The 17,755-nt window shown below is 68.7% G+C and carries 17 protein-coding genes; 10 read left to right on the forward strand and 7 right to left on the reverse strand.

Annotation, left to right across the window (positions count from 1 at the left end; all coding sequences use genetic code 11):
- Window positions 1-61: 61 nt before the first annotated feature.
- From BUE42_RS18715 to eat, 5 genes are all read right to left on the reverse strand, one after another.
- The gene (locus tag BUE42_RS18715) at window positions 62-352 is read right to left on the reverse strand and encodes a hypothetical protein (RefSeq protein WP_073466764.1); all 291 of its coding nucleotides are present in this window, start codon (window positions 350-352) and stop codon (window positions 62-64) included.
- Window positions 353-450: 98 nt separating this feature from the next.
- Window positions 451-1,023, reverse strand: coding sequence for a deoxycytidylate deaminase (locus BUE42_RS18720; protein WP_073466864.1), 573 nt, complete (start codon window positions 1,021-1,023; stop codon window positions 451-453).
- Window positions 1,024-1,053: 30 nt separating this feature from the next.
- Window positions 1,054-1,821, reverse strand: coding sequence for an ethanolamine ammonia-lyase subunit EutC (gene eutC / locus BUE42_RS18725; protein WP_073466765.1), 768 nt, complete (start codon window positions 1,819-1,821; stop codon window positions 1,054-1,056).
- Window positions 1,818-3,224 carry an ethanolamine ammonia-lyase subunit EutB gene (locus tag BUE42_RS18730; protein ID WP_073466766.1) on the reverse strand — a complete coding sequence of 469 codons (1,407 nt, stop codon included), beginning with the start codon at window positions 3,222-3,224 and terminating at the stop codon, window positions 1,818-1,820. Before BUE42_RS18730 ends, eutC begins: the two co-directional genes overlap by 4 nt.
- An 8-nt stretch (window positions 3,225-3,232) precedes the next feature.
- Complete coding sequence (eat, locus tag BUE42_RS18735) at window positions 3,233-4,606, reverse strand: ethanolamine permease (RefSeq protein ID WP_073466767.1); 1,374 nt, start codon at window positions 4,604-4,606, stop codon at window positions 3,233-3,235.
- Window positions 4,607-5,413: 807 nt separating this feature from the next.
- On the opposite strand from eat, the gene BUE42_RS18740 reads away from it, so the two are divergent.
- The 4 genes from BUE42_RS18740 (at window position 5,414) to BUE42_RS18755 (ending at window position 8,064) form a co-directional block, all read left to right on the forward strand.
- Complete coding sequence (locus BUE42_RS18740; protein WP_073466768.1) at window positions 5,414-5,953, forward strand: Mpo1 family 2-hydroxy fatty acid dioxygenase; 540 nt, start codon at window positions 5,414-5,416, stop codon at window positions 5,951-5,953.
- Window positions 5,954-5,970: 17 nt separating this feature from the next.
- Window positions 5,971-6,963, forward strand: coding sequence for an MBL fold metallo-hydrolase (locus BUE42_RS18745; RefSeq protein ID WP_200798993.1), 993 nt, complete (start codon window positions 5,971-5,973; stop codon window positions 6,961-6,963).
- Window positions 6,964-7,093: 130 nt separating this feature from the next.
- Window positions 7,094-7,456, forward strand: a complete 363-nt coding sequence (locus BUE42_RS18750; protein ID WP_073466769.1) for a hypothetical protein — start codon at window positions 7,094-7,096, stop codon at window positions 7,454-7,456.
- Window positions 7,453-8,064, forward strand: a complete 612-nt coding sequence (locus tag BUE42_RS18755; RefSeq protein ID WP_073466770.1) for an ORF6N domain-containing protein — start codon at window positions 7,453-7,455, stop codon at window positions 8,062-8,064. The genes BUE42_RS18750 and BUE42_RS18755 overlap by 4 nt, the downstream gene beginning before the upstream one ends.
- On the opposite strand, the gene BUE42_RS18760 is transcribed toward BUE42_RS18755, so the two are convergent.
- The gene (locus BUE42_RS18760; protein ID WP_073466771.1) at window positions 8,048-8,869 is read right to left on the reverse strand and encodes an undecaprenyl-diphosphate phosphatase; all 822 of its coding nucleotides are present in this window, start codon (window positions 8,867-8,869) and stop codon (window positions 8,048-8,050) included. The two genes, BUE42_RS18755 and BUE42_RS18760, sit on opposite strands and share 17 nt — an antisense overlap.
- Before the next feature lie 142 nt (window positions 8,870-9,011).
- On the opposite strand from BUE42_RS18760, the gene BUE42_RS18765 reads away from it, so the two are divergent.
- From BUE42_RS18765 to BUE42_RS18790, 6 genes are read left to right on the forward strand one after another with little or no spacing between them, the layout of a single operon-like run.
- Window positions 9,012-9,668 (forward strand): TetR/AcrR family transcriptional regulator, encoded by a 657-nt coding sequence (locus tag BUE42_RS18765; RefSeq protein WP_073466772.1) that lies wholly within the window; start codon window positions 9,012-9,014, stop codon window positions 9,666-9,668.
- Window positions 9,665-10,798, forward strand: a complete 1,134-nt coding sequence (locus tag BUE42_RS18770; protein WP_073466773.1) for an efflux RND transporter periplasmic adaptor subunit — start codon at window positions 9,665-9,667, stop codon at window positions 10,796-10,798. The genes BUE42_RS18765 and BUE42_RS18770 overlap by 4 nt, the downstream gene beginning before the upstream one ends.
- Before the next feature lie 21 nt (window positions 10,799-10,819).
- Window positions 10,820-14,035, forward strand: coding sequence for an efflux RND transporter permease subunit (locus BUE42_RS18775; RefSeq protein WP_073466774.1), 3,216 nt, complete (start codon window positions 10,820-10,822; stop codon window positions 14,033-14,035).
- Window positions 14,032-14,685, forward strand: coding sequence for a protein-L-isoaspartate O-methyltransferase family protein (locus BUE42_RS18780; RefSeq protein ID WP_073466775.1), 654 nt, complete (start codon window positions 14,032-14,034; stop codon window positions 14,683-14,685). The genes BUE42_RS18775 and BUE42_RS18780 overlap by 4 nt, the downstream gene beginning before the upstream one ends.
- Before the next feature lie 22 nt (window positions 14,686-14,707).
- Window positions 14,708-15,046 carry a rhodanese-like domain-containing protein gene (locus BUE42_RS18785; RefSeq protein WP_073466776.1) on the forward strand — a complete coding sequence of 113 codons (339 nt, stop codon included), beginning with the start codon at window positions 14,708-14,710 and terminating at the stop codon, window positions 15,044-15,046.
- 32 nt (window positions 15,047-15,078) lie between these two features.
- Window positions 15,079-16,413 (forward strand): TolC family outer membrane protein, encoded by a 1,335-nt coding sequence (locus BUE42_RS18790; RefSeq protein WP_073466777.1) that lies wholly within the window; start codon window positions 15,079-15,081, stop codon window positions 16,411-16,413.
- 4 nt (window positions 16,414-16,417) lie between these two features.
- Here BUE42_RS18790 and BUE42_RS18795 read toward each other — a convergent pair whose 3' ends face one another.
- The gene (locus tag BUE42_RS18795; protein ID WP_073466778.1) at window positions 16,418-17,722 is read right to left on the reverse strand and encodes a mechanosensitive ion channel family protein; all 1,305 of its coding nucleotides are present in this window, start codon (window positions 17,720-17,722) and stop codon (window positions 16,418-16,420) included.
- Window positions 17,723-17,755 lie beyond the last annotated feature (33 nt).

Below are 17,755 nucleotides of genomic sequence, written 5' to 3' on the forward strand. Positions count from 1 at the left end.
CTGGTGGCTGGAAGGGCCATGGTAACGAGAAGCGTCCCCGCAGGGGCTTCGGCGCGCGAAGTCAGTGCATGTCGGGGTCGGTCGCGAGGTAATGGCCGAACAGTTGCAGCGCGGCCCGCTGCAGCGCCGCATCGGCACTGCCGTGCGCCACGGCGATGCGCTCGTAGGCATAGGGCCGGTCGAACATCATGCGGGCGATGTTGACTGGCGTTCCCTCGCGGGCCATCAGCGTGCGGAAGACTGCCAGCGCGTGCAGGTCGGCGATCAGCGGCTGTTGGCGCAGCGCGTCGGGCGCCGGCAGGGGCGACGGCGAAAGCGTCGACGGGGAGAACGGATCGGTCAGGGCCGGCATGAGACCTCCATGCATCGCGGCGCGAGACCTGCGCCGTGCTGCCCACGATAGCCAGCGGGCGCGCACCGTGATCGGGCGATATGGAGGGCGTGCGGCGGCTACTTCGACGGCGGCGAGGGCGGTGGCCCCGGATCCGCGACGCCGTGCACGACCGGCCCGGTGTCGCGGATGAAGTCGTCGAGCTTGTCGCACCAGTCGGCGGCGGGCGCTTCGAGCGCTTCGAGCGACAGCACGTCGATGCCGGCATCGGCCAGCATCTTGTCCGAGGCCTGGTTCAGCGCGACCTGGTGGGACTTCTTCTCGAGGAACACCACCCGCTTGATGCCGACCTGGATGATCGACTGCACGCAGCGCGGGCACGGGAACTGGGTCGTGTAGATCGTGCTGGCGGTGAGCGGCAGCACGACGCAGTTGAGGATGGCGTTCACCTCGGCGTGCACGATGTAGCTGTGGCGCGACTGGACCGGGTCGTCGTCGATGTCGCTCCAGTACGACGGGTCGTCGTCGTTGCAGCCGCGCGGCAGGCCGTTGTAGCCGACGCCCAGGATCTTGTTGTCCGCACTCGCGATGCAGGCGCCGTTGCGCTTGCGGCCATCCTTGGAGCGTGCCGCCGCGAGCAGCGCGACGCCCATGAACATCGAATGCCAGTGGATCAGCGGGGTGTTTTGCATGGCCGACATGTTAGGGCCGGTTCAGCGTCGTCAAGCCGCCGGCAGCTCGGCCACGTCGCTGCGGTCCTTCAGGTTCACTCCGCTCAGCTGCAGGCGCAGCGATTCGCGCGCCAGCCACAGCAGCCGGCGCGCCGCGGAGGCATACGGCAGGCCCTCGGGCCGCACGTTCGAGATGCAGTTGCGCTCGGCATCGCTGCGCCCGCGGCGTGGCTCCCAGGTGAGGTAGATCCCCAGGCTGTCCGGCGAACTGAGCCCCGGGCGCTCGCCGATCAGCATCACCACCAGCCGGGCCCGCAGCAGCTCGCCGACCGGGTCGCCGAGCGCGACGCGGGCCTGCCGCGCGACGACGATCGGGCCGAAACGCCATTCGGGCGGCGCCTGCGCGCGGATCTCGGCGATCAGCGGCGCGGCATGCCGGCTCACCGCCAGCGACGACAGGCCGTCGCCGACCACCAGCTGCAGGTCGAAGCCGCCCGGCTCGTCGGCCAGCCGCGCCATCGAGGCTTCGTCGAGCCGCCGGCCCAGGTCGGGCCGCAGCAGGTAGGTCGCGCGGTCGGGCGCCGCGCTGTGCACCTGCAGCGTCGGCCAGCCGGCCTGCTGCAGCGTCGCGCACAGTGCGTCGGCATCGAGCGGCACATGCACCGCATCGCGCGCCTGGGCATGGGCAAAGCCGAATCGCAGCAGCTCGGCGGTCGGCAGGCTGACGCCCGCGCGGCCCAGCGCCACCCGCGCCGCGGTGTGCACGCGCAAGCCACCCCACGGGTCGCGGGTGATCGCGTCCTTGGCCTCGTTCGTCACGCGGCGAGCCTCGGCAGGTCCATGCGCTCGATCAGGCTGTGCCCGGCCGCGATCGGCAGCACGCGGCCGGCGTCGTCGGTGATGCGCATCTTGTGCAGCCAGTCCTCGAACTCCGGCGCGCGCTGCAGGCCGAGCAACTCGCGCAGGTACAGCGCGTCGTGGAACGAGGTGCTCTGGTAGTTCAGCATGATGTCGTCGGCGCCCGGCACGCCCATGATGAAGCTCAGGCCGGCCGCGCCGAGCAGCGTCATCAGCGTGTCCATGTCGTCGGAGTCGGCTTCGGCATGGTTGGTGTAGCAGACGTCGCAGCCGAGCGGCAGGCCCATCAGCTTGCCGCAGAAGTGGTCCTCGAGCCCGGCGCGGATGATCTGCTTGCCGTCGTACAGGTACTCCGGCCCGATGAAGCCGACCACGGTGTTGGTCAGCAGCGGCGAGAACGCGCGCGCCACCGCGTAGGCGCGCGCCTCGCAGGTCTGCTGGTCGACGCCGTGGTGCGCATCGGCCGACAGCGCCGAGCCCTGGCCGGTCTCGAAATACATCACGTTGGCGGTGGCCGGGTCGCCGACCGTCGCGCGCTTCAACGACAGCGCGGCGGCCTGCGCCTCGCGCAGCAGCGCGAGGTCGATGCCGAAGCTGGCGTTCGCCCGTTGCGTGCCGGCCACCGACTGGAACACCAGGTCGACCGGCGCGCCGGCCTCGATCGCCTGCACGGTGTTGGTGACGTGGGTCAGGATGCACGACTGCGTCGGGATCTCGAAGCGGCGGATCAGCTCGTCGAGCAGGTGCAGCAGGTCGACCAGCGCCGGCATGCTGTCGCTGACCGGGTTGATCCCGATCACCGCATCGCCGGCGCCGTAGAGCAGGCCGTCGAGCATCGACACCGCGATGCCGCGCGGGCTGTCGGTCGGGTGGTTGGGTTGCAGGCGCACCGAGAGGCGGCCGGGCAGCCCGATGGTGTTGCGGAAGCGCGTGACGACGCGGCATTTGCGCGCGGCCAGGATCAGGTCCTGGTTGCGCATCAGCTTGCTGACGGCGGCCGCCATCTCGGGCGTGATGCCGGCGCGAACGCGCGCGAGGGTGGCTTCGTCGGCCGCGTCGGAGAGCAGCCAGTCGCGCAGGCCGCCGACCGTCAGGTGCGATATCGGTGCGAAGGCTTCGCGGTCGTGCGTGTCGACGATGAGCCGCGTGACCTCGTCGTCTTCGTAGGGCACCAGCGCTTCGTCGAGGAAGCGCTGCAGCGGCAGGTCGGCCAGGCACATGCGTGCGGCCATGCGCTCGGCGGCGCTGCCGGCCGCGATGCCGGCGAGCTGGTCGCCCGAGCGCGCCGGGGTGGCGCGCGCCATCACCGCCTTCAGATCGGCGAACTGCCAGGTCTGCGTGCCGATGGTGTGGCGATAGCGCATGCTTTTCCTCAGGGCTGGGCGGCAAGAGCCGCGGCTCGCCGCTCGCGGCCGCTGACCAGGAACAGCACGGTGGCCGCGGCCATCAGCCCGGCGAAGATCAGCGACAGCAACAGGTTGTACCAGACCATCGCGACGAGGCACAGCAGCGCGAGCGCCAGCGCGATGGCGGGAAACACCGGGTAGCCGATGGCGGGGAACGGCCGCTCGAGGGTGGGCTCTTTCTTGCGCAGCGCGAACAGGCTGAGCATCGACATGATGTACATCACGATCGCGCCGAACACCGACATCGTGACGATGTTGGCGGTGAGCGTCTGGCCGCCGAACGAGAACAGCTCGTCGCTGAAGATCGCCGCGATGCCGATCACCCCGCCGGCCAGCACCGCGCGGTGCGGCGTGCCGAAGCGCGGGTGGATGACGGCGAGCCAGGCGGGCAGGAAGCCGGCGCGGGCCAGCGCGAACATCTGCCGCGAGTAGCCGAGGATGATGCCGTGGAACGAGGCCACGAGGCCGAACAGCCCGATCCACACCAGCATGTGCAGCCAGCCGCTGTTCTCGCCGACGACGGTCTTCATGGCCTGGGGCAGCGGGTCGTTGATGTTGGAGAGCTTGCGCCAGTCGCCGACGCCGCCGGCGAACACCATCACGCCGATCGCGAGCAGCACCAGCGTGACGATGCCGGCGATGTAGGCCACCGGGATGGTGCGCTTCGGGTCCTTGGCTTCTTCGGCGGCCATCGCGACGCCCTCGATCGCGAGGAAGAACCAGATCGCGAACGGAATGGCGGCAAACATGCCGGACAGCGCGAGCGGGCTGAAGCTGTCCTGCCCGGCCCAGCCGTGCGCGACGAAGTTGGCGGCCGAGAAGCCCGGTGCGACCACGCCCATGAAGACCAGCAGCTCGAAGATCGCGAGCACGGTGACGATCAGCTCGAAGGTGGCGGCCGTGCGCACGCCGACGATGTTGAGTGCCATGAACACGATGTAGGCGCCGCAGGCCATCAGCTTCGGGCTGGCGGCCGGAAACTGCACCTGCAGGTAGGCGCCGATGGCCATCGCGATGGCGGGCGGCGCGAACACGAACTCGATCAAGGTGGCGAAGCCGGCGATCAGGCCGCCGACCGGTCCGAAGGCGCGACTCGCGTAGGCGAACGGGCCACCGGCGTTCGGGATCGCGGTGGTGAGTTCGGTGAAGCTGAAGATGAAGGTGGTGTACATCGCCGCGACGACGGTGGCGGTGACGAGGAAGCCGAGGGTGCCGGCGCTGGCCCAGCCGTAGCTCCAGCCGAAGTACTCGCCGGAGATGACCAGCCCGACGGCCAGTCCCCACAGGTGCCAGGCGTTCAGCGTGGCTTTGAGATGACCCGTCTGTTGACCCGTTTGCATGAAAGCTCCAATCGCTCAGGACAAGGTTGGGAGGGACTGCTCTTGTGTTTCTCGCAAGATTTGTTCCGTGCGGGCGCTGCGGGTGGCGGGAGGGGGTGGGAGCTCATGCTGGGGCGGTCGGCCCGGGGGCCGACTCCACGAAGAAGATCGGCTTTGGGGATGCATCGGCAAACTCCCTCCACTCACTTCGTTCGTTGTGGTCAAACAGTGCCGATGAGTATGTCTACGAAGCGTGCTGGCGCACGCCATCCCCAAAGCCGATCTTCTTCGTCGCCCCAGAAATCGCCCCCACCCCCTCCCGCCACCCGCCGCGCAGAACCACTTGCTCTGTTTGGGGGGAAAAGATTGAACAGAGGGTTGAGCATGCGAGCGTTGGCGCGCTTCGTCTGTCAGTTCAGTCCTTTCCCCCAAACACAGCGCGGCGGTTCCACAAAGGCGCGGGTGGGGAGGCTGTGGAGCGCCAATAGGGACGGGGCGCCGGAGCTGGCTGGTTTCATGGCCCCGCGCGAAGCGCGTTCGTGAACTGACTGTCGCCGACTGTTTGACCACAACGAACGAAGTGAGTGGCGGGAGTTTCGGCGACGGGCCATGAAACCAGTCAGTGGAGGGTAGTCTTCGCCCCGAGAGGGGCGAAGACCGCATCGGCCGGCGAGCCACGGTCTCCCCACCCGCGCCTTTGTTCAAACGGGAACCGGCCCGCAAACACACCGCGTGCAAGGCGTCACATTCCCCGACTTGCGCTCGGCGGCAACCGTTCTAAGATGGGGCATCCGACCGCAGCCCTGGCTTCAGACCACGGAGAACACCATGACGAGACAACGTTCGGCCCTGGACCTCCTGTCGCAGTACGCGGCCTACCACCGCGACCGCCGCAACATCACCACCCATTTCGCCGGCATCCCGCTGATCGTGTTCTCGATCGGCGTGCTGCTCGCCAAACCAGCCTTCACCCTCGGCAACCTCGCGCTCACCCCCGCCTGGATCGCCTGGGGCCTCTCGGTGGTCTGGTATCTGACGCGGGGCAACCTGGCGCTCGGACTCGCCGTCAGCCTCGTCAACGGCGTGCTGATCGCACTGGCGCAACAGGTGTCGGGCGGCAGCCTCGCCAGCTGGCTGGGCTGGGGCATCGGCAGCTTCGTGCTGGGCTGGGTCATCCAGTTCATCGGCCACTACTACGAAGGGCGCAAACCGGCCTTCGTCGACGACATCGTCGGACTGCTGGTCGGCCCGATGTTCGTGACCGCCGAAGTGCTGTTCGCACTGGGCTGGGGCCGGCCGATCCTGGCCGAGATCGAGCGCCGCGTCGGCCCGACCGTGCTGCGCGACCTCGCCCACCCGGCCGCCTGATTCCCGCCGCCTGATTCGTGCTCCTTCGCTGGGTTCGGCGCGCCGCGCTGGCGCTCGCGGTGCTGCTGGTCCTGGCCATCGCCTTCCTGGTGGTCCAGGCGCGGCGCCATCCTCCCCTCGATGACTACCAGGCCCTGACCCTGCCGCCCGCGCCCGCTGGTGCGGCGGTGACGGTGCGCTTCGCCGGCGTCGCGACGCTGCTGTTCGACGACGGCGAGACCGCCTGGATGACCGACGGCTTCTTCTCGCGGCCCGGGATGCGCCAGACCTTCTTCGGGCGCATCGGGCCCGATGCCGCGGCCATCGACAGCGCGCTGAAGCGCCTGGGCATCACCAGGCTCGCAGCCGTGGTGCCGGTGCACTCCCACTACGACCACGCGATGGATTCGCCCACCGTCGCGCTGCGCACCGGCGCGGTGCTGATCGGCTCGAACTCGACGATGCAGATCGGCTTCGGCGCCGGGCTGCCGCCGGCGCAGTTGCGCGAAGTGCAGCCCGGCGACACCGTCAGGCTCGGCAAGTTCAGCGTGAGCTTCATCGCCTCACGCCACAGCCCGACGCCGTGGAGCGACGGGGTCTCGGTCGAGAACATCATGGCGCCGGTGGTGCCGCCAACGCGGGCGCCGGCCTGGCGCGAGGGCCAGGTGTGGTCCATCGTCGTGGAACATGCGTCCGGCGGGCGCTGGCTGATCGAGGGCAGCGCCGGCTTCATCCCCGGCGCGCTGGCCGGGCGCCGCGTCGACACCGTGTTCCTCGGCGTCGGAACGCTCGGCCGCAAGGATGACGCCTACCGCAGCGCCTACTGGCACGAGACGGTGCAGCTGACCGGCGCCAAGCGCGTCGTGCCGATCCACTGGGATGACTTCTGGCTGCCGCTGGACCAGCCGCTGCAGGCGATGCCGCTGCTGTTCGACGACTTCGGCACGACGATGGCCGATCTCTCGCAGCGGGCGAAGCAGGACGGCGTCGAGCTGCGACTGCCGCCGCTCTTCACGCCCTTCGCTCCCTAGCCTCGCTCCTTTAGCACACCGGGCCATCGGATGCGTGCATGGCGCCATCGCGCGTCGGCATGGCTGACTGCAATTTCTCTGCACAAAGCGAACCTAGTCTCTGCGGCCTCACAGGCTCCCGGAGTGCAGGATGACGATCGATTCGAACTCGGCGGACATGCCGGTCCCCCACACCAGCCCACGGCAGCCGATGCTGCGCTGGAGCTGGACCGGCTTCGTGATGGCGGTGACTTACCTGTACCTGTGCGTTGGCTGCATCACGATCGCCGGCGGCCTGAGCGGCAGAACGCCAGGGCAGCGCGAGTGGCTGTGGTATCCGCTCGCGCCGCAGACCTGGCTGCTCGACCAGACCGGGTTGGGCTGGATGATGGATTGCACCAGTTGGCGCAATGCCTACCTTCAGGTCGGTGGCGCCACCGTGGTGGTTCTGTTCGTGCTGGGATATGGGATCGACTGGGGCATGAGACGGCCGACTCAGCGGAGCGGACGATGAGCGAGCTTGAACCGATCATCGGCAGCCGCATCCAGCTGTTGCGCGACCAGCGCGTGATGCTGGATGCCGATTTGGCGGCGCTCTATGGCGTGCCGACCAAGGCGCTGGTGCAGGCGGTCAAGCGCAATCAGGTGCGCTTCCCCGGCGACTTCATGTTCCAGCTCTCCGCCGAGGAGTTCTCGGCTTTGAGGTCACAGTTTGTGACCTCAAACGCCCCAGGTCGCGGCGGCCGGCGTACGGCACCCTACGCCTTCACCGAGCAGGGTGTGGCCATGCTGTCTTCGGTACTGGGCAGCGCCAGCGCCATTGCCGTGAACATCGAGATCATGCGCACCTTCGTCAAGGTGCGGCAACTCGCCACCACGCATGCCGACCTTGCATTGCGGCTCAGCGAACTCGAGGAGAAAACCGAAGCGCTATCGCTAAGCCACGACACCTTCGGTCGCAATACGCGCAACCAGCTCAGGCAGGTTTTCGACACTCTGCGCGAACTCATGACGCCACCCGAACCACCCAGGCAGCCTATCGGCTTCGTCACCCCCGAAAGCAGCGACAGGAAGACATCGGGAGAAGCAACCTGCGATCAGGCCCTCACTCCGCCCAGGTGACCACCCCGCTCCAGGCCGTCACCAGCACCACGATGCCGAACACGATGCGGTACCACGCGAACGGCACGAAGGTGTGCGTGGAGATGTAGCGCAGCAGCCAGCGCACGCAGAAGAAGGCCGAGACGAAGGCCGCGACCATGCCGACCACCCACATGCCCAAGTCGTCGGCCGACAGCAGCGCGCGCTCCTTGTACAGCGAGTACACCGACGCGACACCGAGCGTCGGGATCGCCAGGTAGAAGGTGAACTCGGTCGCCACCTGGCGCGACAGCCCGAACAGCATGCCGCCGATGATCGTCGCGCCCGAACGGCTCGTGCCGGGGATCAGCGCGAAGGCCTGCGCAATGCCGACCTTCAGCGCGTCCAGCGGCGTCATCTCGTCGACCGAATGCACCCGCACGCTGTGCTGGCGCCGCTCGGCCCACAGGATGACCAGCCCGCCGACGATGAAGGTGGTGGCCACCGTCGGCGCATTGAAGAGGTTCGCCTTCAGCATCTTGCCGAACAGCAGGCCCAGCACCGCCAGCGGCAGGAACGCGATCCCGACGTTCAGCAGCAGCCGGCGCGCCTTCGGGTCGTGACCGAGCCCGCCCAGCACGCCGCCGATGCGGCCGCGAAACTCCCAGACCACAGCCAGGATCGCCGCCGACTGGATCACGATCTCGAACAGCTTGCCGCGCGCATCGTTGAAATGCATCAACGACCCGGCCAGGATCAGGTGCCCGGTGCTCGACACCGGCAGGAACTCCGTCAGCCCCTCGACGACGCCCATCACCGCCGCCTTCAACAACAGTACGAAGTCCAATCGCATTCCCCGGCAAAAATGAGCGCCGATGATAGCGGCCGGCCGCACCCGGCCCGGGCTGCGAACAGGGGGTTCCCCGCCCCGGCTTGACCCTCCGCATCCCCATCGCCTACATTACTGACCAGTCAGTCAGTACCAGTCCATGAGTACCCCTCCCCCGATCCCCGCCCGCCAACGCCGCAAAGAGGCCCGTCCGCAGGAACTGCTGGACGCGGCTTTGGCGTTGTTTTCTGAAAAGGGTTTCTCTGCGACCCGGTCGGAAGAGGTCGCGGCCGCGGCCGGGGTGTCCAAGGGCACGCTCTATCTCTATTACCCGAGCAAGGAAGAGCTGTTGAAGGCGGTGATCCGCGAGCGGGTGTCGACCGAGATCCAGAGCGGCGTCGACGAGGTGCTCGCCTTCACCGGCAGCAACGCCCAGGTGCTGCGCGAGGTGCTGCCGCGCTGGTGGCTGCGCATCTTCGAGAGCCCGGCGTCGGCCGTCTTCAAGCTGATCGTCACCGAGGTGCGCAACTTCCCCGACATCGCCGAGTACTACGGTGAGCAGGTGGTCGAGCCCGGCTCGCAACTGGTCGGTGGCATCGTGCAGCGCGGCATCGACGCCGGCGAGTTCCGCCCCGTCGACGTCGAATCCACCGTGCACTCGCTGATCCTGCCGATGATCATGCTGTGCATGCACAAGCACTCGCTGGGCGCCTGCTCGCCGGTGCCGTCGCTGATGTCCCCCCACGATTTCGTCTACCGACACATGGACACCGTCACCCGCGGCATCGAGCGCCACCCGAAGCCCGACCTCTCATGAAACGCTGGGTGAAGTGGGCCGTTCCCGTCGTCGTCGTCGCGCTGATCGGCGGCTTCGTCGCGCGCGCGCTGAGCGCCCGCAAGCAGGAGCAGGCCGCGCTCGGCGCCCCCAAGGCGCCGTCGGCGCTGGAGCTCTCGCCGGGCGACCTGCTGGTGCTGCACGCGCAGCCGTTTGCCCGCACGCTGGCGGTGTCGGGCGGGCTGAAGGCGGTCAACAGTGCGGTGGTGCGCGCCAAGGTCGCGGCCGAGGTCAAGTCGCTGACGGTGCGCGAAGGCGACACCGTGAAGGCCGGCCAGGTGATCGGCCAGCTCGAGACCACCGAGGTCGAACTGCGCCTGCGCCAGGCCGAGCAGAACGCCGCGTCGGCACGCGGCCAGCTCGACATCGCCAAGCGCGCGTTGGAGAACAACAAGGCGCTTGTCGCGCAGGGCTTCATCTCGGCGACCGGCCTGGAGACCTCGGTGTCGAACGAGGCCTCGGCCCAGGCCACCTATGGCGCAGCCGTCGCCGCGGTCGACCTGGCCCGCAAGTCGCGCACCGATGCGCAGCTGGTCGCGCCGATCAACGGCATCGTCTCGGTGCGCGCGGTGCAGCCGAGCGAGCGCGTCGCCATCGACACCAGGCTGGTCGAGGTGGTCGACCTGTCGCGCATCGAGCTCGAAGCTGCGGTCGCCCCCGAGGATGTCGGCGCGGTGCAGGTCGGCCAGACCGCCATGCTGCAGGTCGACGGCCTCGCGGCGCCCGCGCAGGCCAAGGTCGTGCGCATCAACCCGAGCACGCAGTCGGGCACGCGGGCGGTGATGGTCTACCTCGAGTTGCTGCCGCAGCCCGGCCTGCGCCAGGGGCTGTTCGCGCGCGGCGCGATCGAGATCGAGCGCAAGACCGCGCTGGTCGTGCCGGCCAACGCGGTACGCGTCGACCAGGCCCGGCCCTATGTGCTGGCGGTGGTCGACGGCAAGGTGGCGCAGCGGCCGGTGACGCTGGGCGCGCGTGGCACCGGCACCGAGCGCGACAGCCTGGTCGAGCTGCTGCAAGGCGCCGCCGACGGCATGACGCTGCTGCGCGGTACCGTCGGTCAGGTGCGCGAAGGCACGGCCGTGCGCGTCACCGGCGCGGCCTCGGCCCCCTGAGCCTCCAGCGCCCGCAGCACCATGTGGTTCACCCGCGTCTCGATCGGCAACCCGGTGATGGCCACGATGGTCATGCTGGCCTTCGTCGTGCTCGGGCTGTTCAGCTACCAGCGGCTCGCGGTCGACCAGTTCCCGAACATCGACTTCCCGACCGTCGTCGTGCAGATGGACTACCCGGGCGCCTCGCCCGAGATCGTCGAGAGCGAGGTCACGAAAAAGATCGAGGAGGCGGTCAACACCGTCGCCGGCATCAACTCGCTGTACTCCCGCTCGTATGAAGGCACGGCGGTCGTCATCGTCGAGTTCAACCTCGACGTCGACGGGCGCAAGGCGGCCGACGACGTGCGCGAGAAGGTCGCGCTGATCCGCCCGAACCTGCGCGACGAGGTCAAGGAGTCGCGCATCTCGCGCTTCGACCCGGCCAGCCAGCCGATCTTCAACGTCGCGGTGCTGTCCGCCGACGGCCGGCGCTCGCCGCAGGAGCTGACCACCTGGGCCACCCAGGTGCTGCAGAAGCGGCTCGAGAACGTGCGCGGCGTCGGCGCGGTCAGCGTGATCGGCGGCGTCGAGCGCGAGATCAACGTCTACGTGCGGCCGGCCGCGCTCGATGCCCTCGGCCTGAGCGTCGACCAGGTCGTCGCCGCGGTGCGCAGCGAGAACCAGGAGCTGCCGATGGGCTCGATCCGCACCCGCGAGCAGGAGCGCGTGGTGCAGATCAACGCGCGGCTGAAGCGGCCGGAGGATTTCCGCGAGATCATCGTCGCCCGCCGCGGCGCGAACGGCGGCAATGCCGTCAAGCTGTGGCAGGTGGCCGACGTGGTCGACGGCCCGCAGGAGATCGAGAGCCTCGCGCTCTACAACGGCCAGCGCACCGTGCTGCTGTCGGTGCAGAAATCGCAGGGCGAGAACACCATCGAGGTGGTCGACGGGCTGAACAAGGCGCTGGCCGGTTCGGCCGCGCTGACGCCGCCGGGCATCCGCGTCGAGGTCAACCGCGACAGCTCGCGCGGCATCCGCGTCTCGGTGGCCAACGTCAAGCGCACGCTGTTCGAAGGCGCGGCCCTGACGGTGCTGATCGTCTTCCTGTTCCTGAACTCGTGGCGCTCGACCATCATCACCGGCCTGACGCTGCCGATCGCGCTGATCGGCACCTTCCTGTTCATGTACGTGTTCGGTTTCACGATCAACACCATCACGATGATGGCGCTGAGCCTGTGCGTGGGCCTGCTGATCGACGACGCGATCGTCGTGCGCGAGAACATCGTGCGCCATGTGCAGATGGGCAAGAGCGCGCACCAGGCGGCGCTGGACGGCACCAACGAGATCGGGCTGGCGGTGCTGGCCACCACGCTGTCGATCGTCGCGGTGTTCCTGCCGATCGGCTTCATGGGCGGCATCGTCGGCAAGTTCTTCCACGAGTTCGGGCTCACCATCGTCGCGGCGGTGCTGATCTCGATGTTCGTCAGCTTCACGCTCGATCCGATGCTGTCGAGCATCTGGAACGACCCCGCTGCGCATGGCGTGCGCCACGGCCCGCCGGTGACGCTCTACGACAAGACCATCGGCCGCGTGACCGGCGCATTCGACCGCTTCACGCGGTGGCTGTCGCGCGCCTACCAGGAGATCCTCCGGTGGGCGCTCGCGCACAAGCCCGCCACGCTCGGCATCGCGCTCGCCACCTTCGTCGGCAGCTTCTTCCTGATCCCGGTGCTCGGCGCCGAGTTCGTGCCGAAGGCCGATTTCTCCGAGACGCAGGTCAACTTCTACACGCCGGTCGGCTCGTCGATCGAGGTCACCGAAATGCGCGCGAAGCAGATCGACGCGGTGCTGCGCGAGATGCCCGAGGTGCGCCACACCGTGACCACGATCAACAGCGGCAATGCGCTCGGCAAGATCTACGGTTCCACCTACGTGCGGCTGGTCGACCGCGCGAACCGCAGCCGCAACCTGAACGAGCTCAGCGTGGCGCTGCGCGAGCGGCTGTCGCGCATCCCCGGCATCACCGTCACCAACATCGGCCCGACCGACCTGGGTGGCGGCAAGAGCCTGCAGTTCTCGATCCAGGGCGCCGACCTGGCCGAGCTCGCACGGCTGTCGGCCCAGCTCGATCTGAAGCTGCGCGCGATCCCCGGCCTGGTCGACCTCGACACCACGCTGAAGCCCGACAAGCCGACCGTCGCGATCGACGTGAAGCGCGACGCCGCCTCCGATGTCGGGCTGAACGTCAACGCGCTCGCGAACAGCCTGCGCACGCTGGTGGCCGGCACCACGGTGGGCAACTGGCGCGCCCCGGACGGCGAGAACTACGACGTGAACGTGCGCCTGACGCCCGACAGCCGCCACACGCTCGAAGACCTGCAGCGCCTGCCGATCAACGTCGGCGCGGCGGCCGACGGCTCGGCGCGCTCGGTGCGGCTGTCGCAGGTGGCCGAGGTCACGCCGTCGACCGGCCCGAACCAGATCAACCGGCGCGACCTGAACCGCGAGATCAACATCGACGGCAATGCCTATGGCCGCAGCGCCGGCGATGTCTCGGCCGACATCCGCCGCGCGCTCGACACCATCAGCTGGCCGCCGGGCTACCGCTACGTGTTCGGCGGCTCGACCAAGAACATGAACGAGTCGTTCGCGTACGCGGTCGGCGCGCTGGCGCTGGCGGTGGTGTTCATCTACATGATCCTCGCGAGCCAGTTCCGCAGCTTCCTGCAGCCGCTGGCGCTGATGAGCTCGCTGCCGCTGACGCTGATCGGCGTGGTGCTGGCGCTGCTGATGTTCCGCTCGACGCTGAACATGTTCAGCATCATCGGCATCGTGATGCTGATGGGCCTGGTGACGAAGAACGCGATCCTGCTGGTGGATTTCGCGATCCGCTCGCGCGCCGGCGAACACCGCGGCGACCACGGGCTCGACCACGACGAGCCGCCGATGACCCGCGAGCAGGCGCTGCTGCATGCGGCCGAGGTGCGGCTGCGCCCGATCCTGATGACGACGCTCGCGATGATCTTCGGCATGGTGCCGCTCGCGTTCGCGCTGTCCGAAGGCTCGGAGCAGCGCGCGCCGATGGGCCAGGCGGTGATCGGCGGGGTGATCACCTCGTCGCTGCTGACGCTGGTGGTCGTGCCCGTCATCTACTGCTACCTCGACGACCTCGCGACCTGGGCCAGACGCAGGTGGGCGCCCCCTAAAATGCCGGGTTTGCCCCCACCCCACCCTGCCTCCGGAGGAACGCCGCCATGACCGTCGAACAAGCCCGCTTCAACATGATCGAGCAGCAGATCCGCCCGTGGGACGTGCTCGACCCCGGCGTGCTGACGCTGCTGGGCGTGATCAAGCGCGAGGATTTCGTGCCGGCCGCCTACCGCGCGATGGCCTTCATGGACACCGAGGTCCCGCTGCCGGGCGGCCAGCAGATGCTGGCACCGCGCGTCGAGGCCCGGCTGCTGCAGGAACTGAACGTGCGCCGCCACGAGCGCGTGCTCGAGATCGGTGCCGGCTCGGGCTTCATGGCCGCGCTGCTGTCGCACAAGGCGCGCCAGGTGGTGACGCTGGAGATCGTGCCCGAGCTGGCCCGGCTGGCCGCCGACAACCTGCGCCGCGCGGCGGTCGCCAACGTCAGCGTGGTCGAGGGCGACGGCTCGAAGAAGCTGCCGACCGCCGGCCCGTTCGACGTGATCCTGCTGTCGGGCTCGATCGCCGCGGTGCCGTCGGCGCTGCTCAATGAACTGAAAGTGGGTGGGCGCCTCGCCGCGATCGTCGGGCAGGAACCGGTGATGCGCGCGACGCTGGTCACGCGCGTCGGCGAGGCCGACTTCCGCAGCGTCGAGCTGTTCGACACCGTCGCGCCCCGGCTGCTGGGCTTCGACGAGCCCTCGCGTTTCCACTTCTGATCGACACAGGACACACCGCGACATGCAACAGGTTCGAGTCACCGACGTGCCGGCGCTCCTCGCGAGCTTCGGCCCCGAGGCCCGCCCGGTGATCCTGGACGTGCGCGAGCCGTGGGAGGTGCAGACCGCGTCGCTGGCCGTGCCGGGCGTGCCCACCGTGTGCATCCCGATGCGCGAGATCCCGCAGCGCCTGGGCGAGCTCGATGCGGCGCAGCCCATCCTGGGTTTGTGTCACCACGGCATGCGAAGTCTGCAGGTCGTCGCATTCCTCGAGCGCGAGGGCCATGCCGACGTGTACAACATTGCCGGCGGCATCGACGCGTGGTCCCGCGAGGTCGACGCGTCCGTGCCGCTCTATTGATTCCTGATCACCCATCCCCCAAGGAACGTCCCATGTCCGCTGTGTCCCCGACCCGTTTGCCGAAGCTCAGCCGCCTGGTGCTGGCCTGCGCCGCCCTGACCGGCGCCGCGCCCTTCGCGCAGGCGCAAAGCCTGGCCGAGCTCTACGACACGGCGCGCGGCTACGACGCGACCTACCTGGCAGCCAGGGCGCAGGCCGAATCGACGCAGTACAAGGCCGAGCAGGCGCATGCGCTGCGCCGGCCGCAGGTCGGGGCGCAGCTGCAGGCCGGACGCAGCGACAGCGAGTCGCCGCTGAGCGAATCGACCAGCCGTTCGACCACCGCCGGGCTGAACGCATCGCAGACGATTTTCAACCGTGCCAACGACAAGACGATCGACCAGGCGGACCTGGGCGTCGACATCTCGCGCGCCGACCTGGAGACGGCCGAGCAGGACCTGATCGTCCGCGTGGCGCAGGCCTACTTCGACGTGCTGGCGGCGCAGGATGCGCTCGCGACGGCGCAGGCCAACAAGAACGGCATCGCCGAGCAGCTGGCCTCGGCCAAGCGCAACTTCGAGGTCGGCACCGCGACCATCACCGACACCCGCGAAGCGCAGGCCCGCTTCGACCTCGCCACTGCGCAGGAGATCGCGGCCGACAACGACCTGCGCACCAAGCGCATCGCGCTCGACCAGCTGGTGGGCCGCGACGGCGTCGTGCCGAAGCCGCTGGCGACGCCGGTCGCGCTGCCTGGCACCACACCGAACAACGTCGAAGCCTGGGTGTCGCAGACCGACACCTCGCCGACGGTGCGCCGGGCGCAGCTCGGCTACGACATCGCGAAGCTCGAGACCGAGAAGGCGCGTGCCGGGCACCTGCCGACCGTCGGCCTGAGCGGCAACTACGGGCGCGGCCACACCAAGATCACCAATCCGCTCGACGCGTCGGGCCGGGTGACCAGCTCGGACGTCGCGCTGACGATGACGGTGCCGCTGTTCGCCGGCTTCGCGATCCAGAACCGCGTGAAGGAAACGCTGCAGCTCGAAGAGCAGTCGCGCAACCTGCTCGACTCGGCACGCCGCGGCACCGCGCAGGCGACGCGCCAGGTGTTCTACGGCGTGCAGTCGGGCCAGGCGCAGGTGAAGGCGCTGGAAGCCGCCGAGTCGTCGAGCCAGCTCGCGCTCGAAGCCACGCAGCTCGGCTACAAGGTCGGCGTGCGGGTGAACCTGGACGTGCTGAACGCGCAAACCCAGCTGTTCACGACACGGCGCGACCTGGCAAAGGCGCGCTACGACGTGCTGGTCAACAGCCTGAAGCTGCGCCAGGCGGCCGGCCAGCTGAAGCCCGACGACCTGCGGGCGTTGAACGCGCTGATCGCGCCCTGACGGCTCACGGCCGTTCTGGCTGAGGGACCGGCGCTCCGTCCGGCCCTTCGTGCCGGACGATGGTGTGCATCACCCGCTGCGGGAACGGGATCTGGATGTCTTCCGCATTCAGCACGTCCAGCACCGCCAGGTGCACGTCCGACTTCACCTGCCCCTGCCCGTTCTCCGGGTCGCGGATCCAGAAGTTGATCGTCAGGTCCATGCCGTCGGCCGCGAAGTTCGACAACTGCACGCCCGGCGCCGGGTCGGCGATCACCCGCTCGACCTTCAGGATCGCGTCGACCAGTTTCGGCTGCAGCGCGCGCACGTCGGTGCCGTAGGCCACCTGCACCATCGTCTGGATCAGCACCCGCGGGTCGGCCAGCGACAGGTTCTCGACCCGCTGCGTGATCAGCATCTCGTTCGGCACCACCGCCTCGCGCCCGCCCAGGGAGCGGATCACCGTGTAGCGGGTGCGGATGTCGGTGACGCGGCCCTCGAAGTTGTCGACCTTGACCATGTCGCCGATGCGCAGCGAGCGCTCGGCCAGGATCACGAAGCCGCTGATGTAGTTGGCCGCGATCTTCTGCAGGCCGAAGCCGAGGCCGACACCCACCGCACCGCCCAGCACGCTCAGCGCCGTCAGGTTGATGCCGACCGCCGACATCGCGAACAGCAGCCCGACGAACAGCAGCAGCGCACGCACGATGTTCGACACCATCTTGCGCATCGACAGGTCGTCGCCGGTGCCGTGGATGATCTTGCGCTCGATCGCCGACGACAGCCACAGCGCCATCACCATCACGACGCCGGCCGTCAGCGCGCCCTCGATCATCGTGCGCAGCGACACCATGCCGCCGGCCACCTGCCAGCGCACGCTGTCGAGTTCTTCGAGCACCGCCGGCATCACGCCGGTGATCCACAGCACGACGGCGATCCACGCGATCCACGAGATCGTGCGCTCGGTCGCGCGCATCCAGCTGGAGTTCGGGAAGGCCGCCGACAGCACCCGCACCGCGAAACGGATCAGCGCGAGCGACAGCAGGATCGGGATCGCGACGCGGAACACCGCGACCTTCACGACGCCCATCAGCAGGTGCCGCGCGATCACCGCCAGCACCAGCGCCACCAGCGGGAACAGCACGCCGTCGACCACGTTGCGGCCGAAGATGACCGCGCCGTTGACCTTGACCATGCGCCGCAGCAGCATGCACACCAGCCACGACAGGCCCAGGCAACCGAGCAGCACCGCCGCCTCGGTCAGCGCGCTGGTGGTGGCCAGGTCGCGCAGCAGTTCGTTGAAATCTTGGACGCCCAGGGACGAATTCATCGGTGAATCGCTCGCTTCTTGTCGACAGGGGAA

Source organism: Rhizobacter sp. OV335, assembly GCF_900142965.1.
Classification (GTDB): Bacteria; Pseudomonadota; Gammaproteobacteria; order Burkholderiales; family Burkholderiaceae_C; genus Rhizobacter.

Coding starts and splice junctions, on each gene's coding strand:
- BUE42_RS18785 (WP_073466776.1), top strand. CDS start 14,708: ATGCAACAGGTTCGAGTCACCGACGTGCCGGCGCTCCTCGCGAGCTTC.
- BUE42_RS18740 (WP_073466768.1), top strand. CDS start 5,414: ATGACGAGACAACGTTCGGCCCTGGACCTCCTGTCGCAGTACGCGGCC.
- BUE42_RS18780 (WP_073466775.1), top strand. CDS start 14,032: ATGACCGTCGAACAAGCCCGCTTCAACATGATCGAGCAGCAGATCCGC.
- BUE42_RS18770 (WP_073466773.1), top strand. CDS start 9,665: ATGAAACGCTGGGTGAAGTGGGCCGTTCCCGTCGTCGTCGTCGCGCTG.
- BUE42_RS18790 (WP_073466777.1), top strand. CDS start 15,079: ATGTCCGCTGTGTCCCCGACCCGTTTGCCGAAGCTCAGCCGCCTGGTG.
- eat (WP_073466767.1), bottom strand. CDS start 4,606: ATGCAAACGGGTCAACAGACGGGTCATCTCAAAGCCACGCTGAACGCC.
- BUE42_RS18730 (WP_073466766.1), bottom strand. CDS start 3,224: ATGCGCTATCGCCACACCATCGGCACGCAGACCTGGCAGTTCGCCGAT.
- BUE42_RS18795 (WP_073466778.1), bottom strand. CDS start 17,722: ATGAATTCGTCCCTGGGCGTCCAAGATTTCAACGAACTGCTGCGCGAC.
- BUE42_RS18750 (WP_073466769.1), top strand. CDS start 7,094: ATGACGATCGATTCGAACTCGGCGGACATGCCGGTCCCCCACACCAGC.
- BUE42_RS18720 (WP_073466864.1), bottom strand. CDS start 1,023: ATGCAAAACACCCCGCTGATCCACTGGCATTCGATGTTCATGGGCGTC.
- BUE42_RS18765 (WP_073466772.1), top strand. CDS start 9,012: ATGAGTACCCCTCCCCCGATCCCCGCCCGCCAACGCCGCAAAGAGGCC.
- BUE42_RS18775 (WP_073466774.1), top strand. CDS start 10,820: ATGTGGTTCACCCGCGTCTCGATCGGCAACCCGGTGATGGCCACGATG.
- BUE42_RS18715 (WP_073466764.1), bottom strand. CDS start 352: ATGCCGGCCCTGACCGATCCGTTCTCCCCGTCGACGCTTTCGCCGTCG.
- BUE42_RS18755 (WP_073466770.1), top strand. CDS start 7,453: ATGAGCGAGCTTGAACCGATCATCGGCAGCCGCATCCAGCTGTTGCGC.